Source organism: Oceanobacillus phoenicis, assembly GCF_047238145.1.
Lineage (GTDB): Bacteria > Bacillota > Bacilli > Bacillales > Amphibacillaceae > Oceanobacillus.
Map to the genome: position 1 here is coordinate 562,481 of NZ_JBDFME010000001.1, position 12,434 is coordinate 574,914.

The window sequence follows — 12,434 nt, forward strand, 5'->3', positions numbered from 1 at the left end:
TTAAATGAGAAATCCAAATGGGTACGGTTCTATATATAAACTGTCTAGCAACAGAAGAAAACCATTCGCTGTTGTAATTACTACCGGATGGAATGATGAAGGAAAGCAAAGACGAGAGTATCTAGGTTATTATAAAAGCAGAAAAGAAGCTATGGTTGCATTAGCTGATTACAACAATAATCCTTATGATTTATCATCTGGAAAGCTTACATTTAAAGAAGTATATGAAAAGTTTAAGAAAGAAAGGTTCCCTAAAATTTCAAAGTCGAACCAACTTGGCTACGAGATGAGTTTCAAGAGATCAGAGTCTTTACATGATATGAAATTCAATGATATCAGAAAGGTACACCTGCAGACAGTGATTGATAATTGTGATAAGTCATGGGGCACTAAGAAGAAAATAAAAGTGTTATTTAATCAGATGTATAAACATGCTATGGAAAACGATCTGACGCATAAAGATTACGCTAGGTTTGTCGAGCTCCCCAAAAACGACTCCAAAAGCTCAAGGAAACCATTTACAATGGATGAAATTAATATTCTTTGGGAAAATATCGACCGCTTTGATGATATAGATTCAATTTTGATTATGATATATACCGGATTAAGACCCGGGGAACTTGTCGAAGTACAAAACAAAAAAATAGATTTGGATAGAAGATTTTTCCGAGGTGGATTTAAAACGGAAGCTGGTACGAATAGGTTAATACCTATCCACAAAAAAATTTATAAATTAATCGAAAACCGTATGGATCCTAATCATGAATATTTAATTACAAACTTTGAAGGAAATCAATTGAGCTATTATGTTTATTATCATGAAAAATTTAAAAAGATTATGGAACAGCTAGGCTTAAAGCACAAGCCACACGATTGCAGACATACATTTGCGACCATGATGGATAATGCAGGAGCTAATAAATTGTCTATTAAACGCATCATGGGGCATGCATCCCAAGATATCACCGATAAAGTCTATACACACAAGGACATCGAGCAGCTACTTATAGCAATTGATATGCTATGAGAAAGGCTGCTTTCTCATTAAAAATAGATTGTATGCTACGTGTATGTTATATGTATGCTATGTGTGAATTTTTCCAGATTTTTAAACGTCTTTAGACAAAGTAAAAACCCCCAACCACGTATGGTTGAGGGTTTTGTAAAACTTGATATATTAACGTTTTGAGAACTGAGGCGCACGACGTGCTTTTTTAAGACCGTATTTTTTACGTTCTTTCATACGAGCGTCACGAGTAAGGTATCCTTCTGATTTAAGTGTAGAACGATACTCAGGATCTGCTTGTAATAATGCACGTGCGATTCCGTGACGGATTGCACCTGCTTGACCAGTGAATCCACCGCCATCTACATTTACAAGAACATCATAAGTTCCTTGAGTTTCTGTAGCAGCTAATGGTTGGTTCAAGATTAAAAGTTGAGTTTCATATGGAAAATAGTCTTGTGCATCACGACCATTGATTGTTACATTACCTGTACCTGGTACTAAGCGTACACGGGCAGTTGACTTTTTGCGGCGTCCAGTGCCGTAGTATTGTACTTGTGCCAATTCATTTACCTCCCTTTAATTATCCGCGAAGCTCATAAACTTCTGGTTTTTGCGCTTGATGGTTGTGTTCTGCTCCTCTGTAAACGTGCAATTTCTTGCCCATTTTACGTCCTAGAGGTCCTTTTGGAAGCATACCTTTAACCGCGATTTCAAGCATTTGCTCTGGGTATTTAGTACGCATTTCGTAAGCGTTACGCTCTTTTAATCCACCTGGGTGGTTAGAGTGACGATAGTACATTTTATCGTTGATTTTGTTACCAGTTAATTCGATTTTGTCAGCATTAATAATGATGACATTATCTCCAGTATCAGCATGTGGTGTGTAAGTAGCTTTATGCTTTCCACGAAGGATAGATGCTACTTCACTTGCTAAACGACCAAGACGTTGTCCTTCAGCATCCACAACAAGCCATTTGCGTTCAATATTCGCTTCATTCGCCATGAAAGTTGTGCGCATGATAGTTTTCCCTCCATATATCAATCATTCATTTAAATTCGTTGTCAATATTTATATTCTAACATAATTAGATTCCGGGGCTAATCATGGTTTAGAAATAAAATGCCATATACCATAATATAACGACTTGCCGTAAAAGTCAAGCTGCCGGTGAAATAATTTGTTAATTTTCATTACCATTTTCTTCATAGGAGACTCGCCATAAATACAAGCCTTGTGGAGCTATTGTTTTCCCTATTTGTTGTCGATTTTTACTAGCTAGTAAATCAATAATATCTTCTGGATTACGCTTTCCTTTACCCACATCCAATAATACACTCATCATAATACGTACCATATTATATAAAAATCCGCTTCCCCGAAAAACAAATTCAATGTTAGATCCTGTCTGGTGACAAGAAACATGATACAATGTACGAATCTTTGTTCCTTTCACCGAAGACTTTGCTGAAGAAAAACTCGTAAAATCATGTGTGCCTTCTAAATACTGACATGCTTCTTGCATTCGCTCAAAATCCAGTTTTCGAGGTTCATGATAAACATATCCTCTACGGAACACATCTGGATCCTCTTCATTATAGACAAAATAGTGATATTCTTTTTCTTTCACACTGTACCGAGCATGGAATTCTTCTGTTTGCTTTTCTACTTTCTGAATACGAACATCATCCGGTAGTAACGTATTTAGTGCTTGTTTCCAATTTCGATCAGGAATTTCCAAAGGACTGTCAAAGTGGATGACTTGCCCTACAGCATGAACCCCTGTATCGGTTCTTCCAGAAGCTTGTATTCGTATAGACTGGCCTTTATGCATTTGCAATAAGGCTTTTTCCAAAACACCTTGTACCGTCCTGTGATCTGGTTGCACTTGAAATCCCGCAAAATCAGATCCATCATACGTTATGGTGCATTTTAATCTTTTCACCAATTTCAACCTCTTTCCTTCCTAATATATTCTTATTAAGAATAAAGCAATAACGATGAGTGCAAATCCAACCATGATGCTTATATCCATCGGTCCAATTTTTAATTCACGTAGTTTGCTACGCCCTTCTCCTCCTTGATATCCACGTGCTTCCATAGCCATCGCAAGTTCTTCTGCTCGTTTAAATGCACTGACAAATAGTGGAACAAGTAATGGAATGACCGCCATCACACGATCTTTTATCGGGCCTGTTCGGAAGTCAACTCCACGAGATGCCTGTGCACGTGATATCTTATCTGTCTCTTGCATTAACGTTGGAATAAAACGTAAAGAAATTGACATCATTAGTGCAAGTTCATGTACAGGGAATTTCATCTTTTTCAAAGGATGAAGCATGTCCTCTACAGCATCAGTGATTTCAATAGGTGTGGTCGTTAGCGTTAATAAGGACGTTACTAATATCAATAAAAAGAACCTTAATGAAATTGCAAAACCTTGAATAAGACCACCTGAATATATTTCTATAAACCAAAAATCAAAAAGTAATGTTCCTTCTTTCGTAACGAATAAATGCAAAATAAATGTAAATACAATTAAGAACCAAACAGGTATTAAGCCTTTTGCAACAAATCGAATTGGAACACGTGATGCAAACATACATAAAAGTGCAAATACAGTTAATAAGCTGTAGCTCGGAACATTATTCGCCAAGAACACGATAAAAACAAAAAAGAATACAATCGTTATTTTTGTACGTGGATCTAAGCGATGGACGATGGAATTTCCGGGTACATATTGACCGATTATTAATGCATTATTCATGACGGCCACCGTCCAATCTTCGCTTCATCTCTGTCGCTATATCTACAATGGTTTCGTTTTGATAAACAAGATTATCACCAAAAAGCTGATTATACTTATCAATGAAGTCAATCACTTCAGGCACATCCAATTGAACTTGTTGGAGCTTTTCTCTTTGGCGAAATACTTCGAGAGGATTGCCCTCCATAAATTTCTTCCCATTATTAAGGATAATTACTTTATCTGCATATTGAAGCGCATCTTCCATATTATGTGTGACGAATACTGTCGTTAAATTTTGATTATGATGTATGCTGTCAAACATATTCATCATTTCTTTCTGACCACGAGGGTCTAAACCTGCAGTTGGTTCGTCCAATACAAGAACTTCTGGTTTCATTGCCAATACTCCTGCAATGGCAACACGACGCTTCTGTCCCCCACTTAAATCAAATGGGGACCGTTCTAGCACCGAATCAGATAGGCCCACCGAAGGCATTATTGAGGCAATGCGTTCCTTAATTTCTTGTTCGTTAACACCAAAGTTCTGTGGTCCAAATGCAATATCTTTTTGTACCGTCTCCTCAAACAGTTGGTGCTCAGGATACTGAAAAACTACTCCCACTTTACTACGTAGATTGCGGATATCTTTTGGCTTTCCATCTTGATTAAGGACAAAATCTCCAACCCTTACTTCACCACGCGATGGAACGGTTAAACCATTCAAATGCTGGATCAGTGTGGATTTACCTGAACCTGTATGGCCAATGATTGCAACAAAGGAGCCAGACTCAATGGTAAAGCTTAAATCCTCTATAGCTCGATGTTCAAAAGGTGTATTTTCTTGATATATATAGCTTACATTTTTGAATGATATGTCCATAGTTCCTCCAACAGTTCCTCATGACTTAACGGTGAATTTTCAATTGTTACTCCATTGCGTCGGAATGCATCACTTAATTGCGCAACAAAAGGAACATCTAGTCCAATTTCCCTCAGCTCATCTTTTCTTTTGAATAGCTGGCTTGGGGTTGTCTCATCCCACCGTTCTCCATTATTCATAACGATTACTCGATCAGCTCGTGTTATTTCTTGTAAATCATGTGTAATTGTAATCAAAGACAATCCTTGTGAATCCTGAATCGAGTTAACGGTTCGCATAATTTCTGTTCTACCTATTGGGTCTAGCATGGCAGTCGCTTCATCTAATATAAGTATTTTAGGTGAAATTGCTAATACACTAGCAATAGCGACACGCTGCTTTTGCCCGCCTGATAAACGATGAGGTTCGGTTAACAGATAATCTTGCATACGAACAGCTTGTAAGGTTTCATCAATTCTCTTTTTCATGATTTCTCTTGGTATTCCCCGATTCTCCATTCCAAAGGCAACATCGTCTTGAACAGTTGCACCGACAAATTGGTTGTCGGGATTTTGAAACACCATGCCAATTTCTTTTCTAATGTCCCATATCGTGTTTTCATCGACTTTTGTACCACCGATATATATTTCCCCTTCTTGCGGGAATAACAGTCCATTTAATAACTTCGCAATCGTTGATTTTCCGGAACCATTATGACCAATAATAGCTAGCCATTCATCCTCATATATTTCAAAGGAGCAATTTTTTAATACCCATGGTCCTTCTTCGTCATAACGAAAAGACACATTTCTAAACTCTACTATTTTACGGCTCATCTATAAACCTCCTCTAATACCTAAGCAACCCTATAATGCTTGTACACTACTAGCACTACTACTTCTATGCGTCCGGTAATTATTATAACATTAGGGGAATTAATCTGTGGAATGACATATTTGGGGTTTGTGGTGAAAAGCTTGGAGTAGTCAAATACACACTAAAAAATCGATTGATCCTAAAGATTAATTATCATATAACTGTACGAGCGCGCGTCCTGACTGGAACTATAATGTTTACTAAAAAGAACCATTTGAATGTAAAATCATCTAAGCTTTTCCGTTGAATTGCTTTTAGAGCTCAATTATAAAGTACATTATTTCCTTAATTTTCACCTATTTTAGTTTTAAGAAGTATTCTATTGTACATAAACTCCTTGATTCTCTTCTTTTTGGTTATGAGAAATTATACCATTGTCATTCATTTTACGTTTTAGAGCGAAGCGATACTTTTTATAAAGACATTTAACTTACGATAGAATCAGGAGATAGAAGCCACCATCTCCTATTGTCACTAGGAGACGGGGCAACTACACCCGTACTATACTGAGCGACCATATAATTAAATCTACAAAAAAAGGGCTTGGATTAACCTCTGAGAGAGATTGAGTCCTGCCCCTTGCCGCATGTAGAGTAGATTATACCAATTCGATGATTGCCATTTTAGCGCCATCGCCTTGGCGTTCATTAAGTTTAAGAACGCGTGTGTATCCACCTTGTCTATCTTCATAGCGTGCAGCAACATCATCAAATAACTTTTGAATAACATTGTTGTCTTCATCTGCTTCTTTGTTGTATAAGAATGCTGCAGCTTGACGACGAGCGTGTAAATCGCCACGTTTTCCTAGCGTAATCATTTTTTCTACAATCGATTTTAACTCTTTCGCTTTTGCTTCTGTTGTTTCAATCCGTTCATGAATAATCAAATCAGATGCAAGGTTGCGAAGAAGAGCCATACGACTGTCTGTTTTACGTCCTAACTTTCTAGCCACGGACTATCCCTCCCTTTTTCGAAACTCTAAAGGTGACTGGTTGGATCAGTCATCATCTCGTAGACCTAATCCTAGGTCTTCTAATTTTACTTTCACTTCTTCTAAAGATTTACGTCCTAAATTACGAACTTTCATCATATCTTCTTCTGATTTGTTCGCAAGTTCTTGAACCGTGTTGATTCCAGCACGTTTCAAGCAGTTGTAAGATCTAACAGATAGATCAAGTTCTTCGATGGTCATTTCCATAACCTTCTCTTTTTGATCCTCTTCTTTTTCCACCATGATTTCGGCATTTTGTGCTTCATCTGTTAAACCTACAAAAATATTAAGATGTTCTGTGATAATTTTAGCACCTAAAGAAACAGCTTCTTCAGGACGAATGCTTCCATCTGTAGAGACATCCAATGTTAATTTATCATAGTTTGCCACTTGACCTACACGAGTGTTTTCCACTTGATAAGTCACGCGCGAAACAGGTGTGAAGATGGAGTCGATCGGAATGACACCGATTGGTTGATCATCACTTTTGTTCTCTTCTGCTGGACGATAACCACGGCCTCGCTCTGCAATTAGCTTCATATGAAGATTGCCTTTGCTGTTAAGCGTTGCAATATGCAAATCCGGGTTCATTACTTCCACATCACTGTCATACGTTAAGTCTGCAGCAGTTACAGCACCTTCACCTTGAACATCAATTTCTAATGTTTTTGGTTCTTCGGAGTAAATTTTTAGAGCTAGTTTTTTAAGATTGAGGATAATTGTTGTAACATCTTCTACAACACCATCAACTGTTGAAAACTCATGTAAAGCTCCATCAATTTGTACTGTGGTTACAGCAGCACCTGGCAGTGAGGATAATAAGATACGACGCAAGGAGTTTCCAAGTGTGGCACCATATCCACGTTCAAGCGGTTCAACCACGAATTTTCCAAATGTAGCATTCTCGCTAATTTCAACCGTTTCAATCTTTGGCTTTTCGATTTCGATCATTCCATAACCCTCCTTTAAAACGTCGAAACCCCGGCTAGACATATGGTCTAACCGAAATTCCTCAAATAAGGCAGTTGGCGTTTCTGCGCTACCTGTATTTCTTTCGTACGAACTGTCTCGGATGTCGTTATTCATTTATATAACTTTTAAACCGTTAAGCTTTATCATCCATTATAGACAGGGTGACAAATTCTATACGGTATAATTAAACACGACGACGTTTTGGCGGACGGCAACCATTATGAGGTACTGGAGTTACATCAACAATAGCTGTAACTTCTAGACCAGCAGCCTGTAAAGAACGGATTGCAGCTTCACGTCCTGCACCAGGGCCTTTAACAGTTACTTCTAAAGTTTTCATTCCATTTTCGATAGCAGACTTAGCTGCTGTTTCAGCTGCCATTTGAGCTGCGAACGGAGTTGATTTCTTAGAACCTTTAAAGCCTAATGCACCAGCTGAACTCCATCCAATAGCATTACCGCGAGTATCCGTAATTGTAACAATTGTGTTGTTAAAAGTAGAACGGATATGTGCAACACCAGATTCTATATTCTTTTTCACACGACGTTTACGTGTATTAGTTTTACGTGCCATTCGTTAGCTTACCTCCTTACATTACTTTTTCTTGTTAGCCATTGTCTTACGTGGGCCTTTACGAGTACGAGAGTTGTTCTTTGTTTTTTGACCACGAACTGGTAATCCGCGACGGTGACGAATTCCGCGATAAGAACCGATTTCGATCAAACGTTTGATGTTTAGTGACACTTCACGGCGTAAATCACCTTCAGTGTTGTATTGATCAACTGCTTGACGGATTCTACCTAATTCATCTTCGGTTAAGTCACGTACACGAGTGTCCTCAGAAACGCCTGCTTCTTTAAGGATTTGTTGTGCAGTAGTTTTTCCGACTCCATAGATATAAGTTAAAGAAATTACTACACGTTTATCACGTGGAATATCAATACCTGCAATACGTGCCATAGCTTAGTAGCACCTCCTGTTTATTAGCCTTGTTTTTGCTTGTGTTTTGGATTTTCACAAATCACCATTACTTTACCTTTGCGTTTGATGACTTTGCATTTCTCGCAAATTGGTTTTACTGATGCTCTTACCTTCATCATCATTACCTCCTTTTATATCGGAGCTCGTTTATTTATAACGGTACGTAATTCGTCCTCTGGTTAAATCATACGGAGAAAGTTCAACCGTTACTTTATCGCCTGGTAAAATGCGAATAAAGTGCATACGGATTTTACCAGATACATGCGCCAATACTGTATGGCCATTCTCAAGCTCTACTTTAAACATCGCATTTGGCAATGTATCTGTTACTGTACCTTCTACTTCAATAACATCATCTTTCGCCATCGTGTGATCTCCCTTCTTCAAATCAGTCACAACCTTATCTACATTAGGACAAACCGTAAATTCCTATTTGTGACTCGACCAGTTTCTAGAAGGCTGTATGGTTTCACGGGGAAACACAGCAATTTACTCTGTGCTGCTCCATCTTCTTTATATGGTCGATCGACTTCACGCTATCCCCGTCGGCCAGCAGCAGGACAAACCGGGTCGTTCACATTCATATAATGAATTGTGTGCTGACCTAAAGTCAGTTCCTGCTTCATACGTACAAACTGACCCTGCTCGGAATCGATTTGTCATCGTATATCAGCGCTAACCATCACTTAGGCAATCGTTAGTATCTATATCAAGGTTGAATAACCAATCATTTCTGTTACTATTTCAAAGCAATACACATTACTTGTTTCATTATAACTTTTCAGTAACGGAAATGCACCTAAACTGAATAGTAGATAATAAGTGAATTATTTTTTTTCTAAAATAGATTCAATATCTTGGAAAACTACATTGATATCTTGATCTCCGTTTACTTTCACAAGATAACCTTTATCTTGATAAAAATCAAGTAATGGTTGTGTCTGCTCTATATTAACAGCTAAACGATTTTTAACTGTTTCTGGTTGGTCATCATCTCGCTGAATTAACTGGGAGCCATCTTTATCACAAATGCCTTCCTCTTTTGGAGGGTTATACACTACATGATAAGCTGTTCCGCAAGTCGGACAAATTCTCCGTCCAGTTAAACGCTCTACCAAATTTTCTTCTGGTACATCCACATGGATGACATAATCTATTGACTTACCTAAATCAGACAATAGTTCTTGTAATGCTTCAGCTTGTCGGGTTGTGCGAGGGAATCCATCTAAAAGGAATCCATTTGCACAATCATCCTTCGCTAGACGTTCCTTAACAATCCCAACAGTAACTTCATCTGGAACAAGATCTCCTCGATCCATATATTCCTTCGCTTGTTTACCGAGTTCAGTGCCCTCTTTAATAGCTAAACGGAACATATCTCCTGTTGAAATATGAGGGATGTTATATTTTTCATTAATTTTTGCAGCCTGTGTACCTTTACCAGCACCAGGTAAGCCCATTAAAATCAAATTCAATTGTTTCCCCTCGCTTTTGTTGGCTTCAAAAGTTACTTAATGAATCCTTTGTAGTGACGCTTCACGAGCTGTCCTTCTAATTGTTTCATCGTCTGCAATGCAACACCTACAACGATTAGTAAGCTTGTTCCGCCAATTTGTACTGCAGAAGGTAGATTCGCAAGACTACCTAGGATCATTGGAAATACAGAGATAACTGCTAAGAACAATGCGCCAACAAAAGTTAATCTGTTAATTACGCGAGTCAAGTATTCTTCCGTATTATGACCTGGACGAATTCCTGGAATATATCCACCTTGTTTTTGTAGATTCTCAGACATTTGCTCTGGATTAACTTGAACAAACGTATAGAAATATGTGAAAGCAATTATCATCGCTACGTAAATGACCATTCCCACAGGGGAAGTATAATCAAAAGTACGAATGATGAAATCTGCTACTTGATTTCCTTCAAAGAAACCAGCAATTGTCGTTGGTGCCATCATAAATGCAATTGCAAAGATTACTGGAATAACCCCTGCAGCATTCACCTTAATAGGAAGATGAGTAGATTGGCCACCTACTGGAGAACGATTCACTAGCTTTTTAGCATATTGAACCGGAATCTTACGCAATGCTTGGTTTACAAAAATAACGCCAACTGTTACAGCAACTGCTACAAGAGCAATTAGCGCAACAATAACGATGTTAATAAACAAGTCATTTCCAGGATTAGCGAAATACTGGCTGTATAACTGTCCAACACCGTTAGGAAGTGCGGCTACAATACCAGCGAAGATAATGATAGAGATACCATTACCTACTCCATGTGCTGTAATTTGCTCACCCATCCACATAAGGAATGCTGTACCACCTGTAAGCACGATCGCAATCGTTAAGAACTTCATAACATTAGGGTTTGCAATCAACATGCCGCCTGCCATCGCATTGAAGCCGACTGACATTGCAATTGCTTGAACGAATGCAAGAACAATTGTCCCGTAACGAGTTACTTGAGCAATCTTCTTACGTCCCATTTCCCCTTGTTTCTTCCATTCTGCAAACTTAGGTACTACATCCATTTGCAGTAGCTGCATGATGATGGATGCTGTTATATAAGGCATTATCCCCATCGCAAAGATAGAAAAGTTTTGTAAGGCTCCACCACCAAATGTGTTTAGGAAGCCAAATACATTTTGCTGGTCATTCATAAAGTCGATTGCTGCTTTATCTGTAAATGGTACAGGAATAAATGTACCGATTCGGAATACAATCAACAGTAATAATGTGAAAATGATTTTATTTCTAATATCAGCTACGCGCATAAAATTGGAGAGTGTACGAAACAAATTAAATCACCTCAGATTGACCGCCCGCTGTCTCGATCGCTTCTTTTGCAGAAGCGGAGAACTTATGAGCTTTTACTGTTAGTTTCTTTTCTAAAGTACCTTTACCAAGTATCTTAATTCCAGCATTTAGTTTGCTTACGACACCTGTCTCTAGTAATAGCTCTGGTGTGATTTCAGTGCCTTCCTCAAAACGATTTAACGTATCAAGGTTAACAATTGCGTATTCTTTACGATTCACATTGGTGAATCCGCGTTTAGGTAGACGTTGGAATAAAGGCATTTGACCACCTTCAAATCCTGGACGTACACCACCGCCTGAACGTGCTTTTTGTCCTTTGTGTCCACGGCCGGAAGTTTTTCCGTTACCAGAAGACATGCCTCGACCAACACGATTTCTCTCTTTACGAGTTCCTTCTGCTGCCTTCAATTCATGAAGTTTCATGCGAGCACCTCCTCTTTACACTAATGATTAATTAAACTTCTTTAACTGTCAATAAGTGGGACACTCTGTTTACCATACCACGAACGGCTGGAGTATCTTCACGTACAACGGATTGACGAATTTTCTTTAACCCTAATGCTTCAACTGTTTTCTTTTGAACATCAGTGCCACCGATGACACTGCGATTGAGGGTTATTTCCAACTTTTTAGACATAGTGTTTCCCTCCTTATCCTAACAGTTCTTCAACAGACTTTCCACGTAATTTCGCTACGTCTTCAGCTGTTTTTAGGTTTGTTAATCCGTTTAAAGTAGCACGGATCATATTGATTGGTGTGTTCGATCCTAATGATTTTGTTAGGATGTCACCTACACCTGCTAATTCTAAGATTGCACGAACTGGTCCACCAGAGATAACTCCAGTACCTTCTGCAGCTGGTTTCATTAATACGTTACCAGAACCAAACTGTCCGTGAATTTCATGTGGAATTGTAGTACCAACGATTGGTACAGAGATTAAGTTTTTCTTCGCATCATCTACGGCTTTTTTAATAGCTTCTGGTACTTCTTGTGCTTTACCAGTACCAAAGCCTACATGACCGTTTTTGTCACCAACAACAACAAGTGCTGCAAAGCGGAAGCGACGTCCACCTTTAACAACCTTTGCGACACGGTTTACCGTAACAACACGTTCTTCAAGATCTAATTTGTTCGGATCAATGTTAGTCTTCATACAATGGTTACCTCCTTTATCT

Annotated in this window: 18 protein-coding genes; 1 reads left to right on the forward strand and 17 read right to left on the reverse strand. The window is 38.5% G+C overall.

Annotation, left to right across the window (positions count from 1 at the left end; all coding sequences use genetic code 11):
- Positions 1-4 precede the first annotated feature (4 nt).
- On the forward strand, positions 5-1,027 hold the full coding sequence (locus ABC346_RS03115; RefSeq protein ID WP_413233506.1) for a tyrosine-type recombinase/integrase: 1,023 nt from the start codon (positions 5-7) through the stop codon (positions 1,025-1,027).
- 150 nt (positions 1,028-1,177) lie between these two features.
- On the opposite strand, the gene rpsI is transcribed toward ABC346_RS03115, so the two are convergent.
- From rpsI to rpsE, 17 genes are all read right to left on the reverse strand, one after another.
- On the reverse strand, positions 1,178-1,570 hold the full coding sequence (rpsI, locus tag ABC346_RS03120; protein ID WP_011064553.1) for a 30S ribosomal protein S9: 393 nt from the start codon (positions 1,568-1,570) through the stop codon (positions 1,178-1,180).
- Between the two features lie 19 nt (positions 1,571-1,589).
- Positions 1,590-2,027, reverse strand: a complete 438-nt coding sequence (gene rplM, locus ABC346_RS03125; RefSeq protein WP_011064552.1) for a 50S ribosomal protein L13 — start codon at positions 2,025-2,027, stop codon at positions 1,590-1,592.
- A gap of 163 nt (positions 2,028-2,190) precedes the next feature.
- A complete protein-coding gene (gene truA, locus ABC346_RS03130; protein WP_413233507.1) occupies positions 2,191-2,952 on the reverse strand; it encodes a tRNA pseudouridine(38-40) synthase TruA in 762 nt (253 codons plus the stop codon).
- 21 nt (positions 2,953-2,973) lie between these two features.
- On the reverse strand, positions 2,974-3,774 hold the full coding sequence (locus ABC346_RS03135; protein WP_413233508.1) for an energy-coupling factor transporter transmembrane component T family protein: 801 nt from the start codon (positions 3,772-3,774) through the stop codon (positions 2,974-2,976).
- Complete coding sequence (locus tag ABC346_RS03140) at positions 3,767-4,636, reverse strand: energy-coupling factor ABC transporter ATP-binding protein (RefSeq protein WP_413233509.1); 870 nt, start codon at positions 4,634-4,636, stop codon at positions 3,767-3,769. The genes ABC346_RS03135 and ABC346_RS03140 overlap by 8 nt, the downstream gene beginning before the upstream one ends.
- Positions 4,612-5,451, reverse strand: a complete 840-nt coding sequence (locus ABC346_RS03145; protein ID WP_413233510.1) for an energy-coupling factor ABC transporter ATP-binding protein — start codon at positions 5,449-5,451, stop codon at positions 4,612-4,614. The genes ABC346_RS03140 and ABC346_RS03145 overlap by 25 nt, the downstream gene beginning before the upstream one ends.
- A 638-nt stretch (positions 5,452-6,089) precedes the next feature.
- Positions 6,090-6,443: a 50S ribosomal protein L17 gene (gene rplQ, locus ABC346_RS03150; RefSeq protein ID WP_413233511.1), complete on the reverse strand. Its 354-nt coding sequence runs from the start codon at positions 6,441-6,443 to the stop codon at positions 6,090-6,092.
- Between the two features lie 45 nt (positions 6,444-6,488).
- Positions 6,489-7,433, reverse strand: a complete 945-nt coding sequence (locus ABC346_RS03155) for a DNA-directed RNA polymerase subunit alpha (protein ID WP_413233512.1) — start codon at positions 7,431-7,433, stop codon at positions 6,489-6,491.
- A 205-nt stretch (positions 7,434-7,638) separates the two neighbouring features.
- Positions 7,639-8,028, reverse strand: coding sequence for a 30S ribosomal protein S11 (gene rpsK / locus ABC346_RS03160; protein WP_413233513.1), 390 nt, complete (start codon positions 8,026-8,028; stop codon positions 7,639-7,641).
- 21 nt (positions 8,029-8,049) lie between these two features.
- Positions 8,050-8,415 carry a 30S ribosomal protein S13 gene (gene rpsM, locus ABC346_RS03165; RefSeq protein WP_011064544.1) on the reverse strand — a complete coding sequence of 122 codons (366 nt, stop codon included), beginning with the start codon at positions 8,413-8,415 and terminating at the stop codon, positions 8,050-8,052.
- 23 nt (positions 8,416-8,438) lie between these two features.
- Positions 8,439-8,552 (reverse strand): 50S ribosomal protein L36, encoded by a 114-nt coding sequence (gene rpmJ, locus ABC346_RS03170; RefSeq protein WP_010095733.1) that lies wholly within the window; start codon positions 8,550-8,552, stop codon positions 8,439-8,441.
- Between the two features lie 31 nt (positions 8,553-8,583).
- Positions 8,584-8,802, reverse strand: a complete 219-nt coding sequence (gene infA, locus ABC346_RS03175; RefSeq protein ID WP_010652072.1) for a translation initiation factor IF-1 — start codon at positions 8,800-8,802, stop codon at positions 8,584-8,586.
- Between the two features lie 461 nt (positions 8,803-9,263).
- The gene (locus tag ABC346_RS03180) at positions 9,264-9,911 is read right to left on the reverse strand and encodes an adenylate kinase (RefSeq protein WP_413233514.1); all 648 of its coding nucleotides are present in this window, start codon (positions 9,909-9,911) and stop codon (positions 9,264-9,266) included.
- A gap of 32 nt (positions 9,912-9,943) precedes the next feature.
- Positions 9,944-11,239 carry a preprotein translocase subunit SecY gene (gene secY, locus ABC346_RS03185; protein ID WP_413233515.1) on the reverse strand — a complete coding sequence of 432 codons (1,296 nt, stop codon included), beginning with the start codon at positions 11,237-11,239 and terminating at the stop codon, positions 9,944-9,946.
- Position 11,240: 1 nt separating this feature from the next.
- Positions 11,241-11,681, reverse strand: coding sequence for a 50S ribosomal protein L15 (gene rplO / locus ABC346_RS03190; protein WP_011064541.1), 441 nt, complete (start codon positions 11,679-11,681; stop codon positions 11,241-11,243).
- A gap of 31 nt (positions 11,682-11,712) precedes the next feature.
- Entirely contained in the window at positions 11,713-11,895 is a 183-nt protein-coding gene (gene rpmD, locus ABC346_RS03195) for a 50S ribosomal protein L30 (RefSeq protein WP_413233516.1), read from the reverse strand.
- 13 nt (positions 11,896-11,908) lie between these two features.
- Entirely contained in the window at positions 11,909-12,412 is a 504-nt protein-coding gene (gene rpsE, locus ABC346_RS03200) for a 30S ribosomal protein S5 (RefSeq protein WP_413233517.1), read from the reverse strand.
- Between the last annotated feature and the right edge of the window lie 22 nt (positions 12,413-12,434).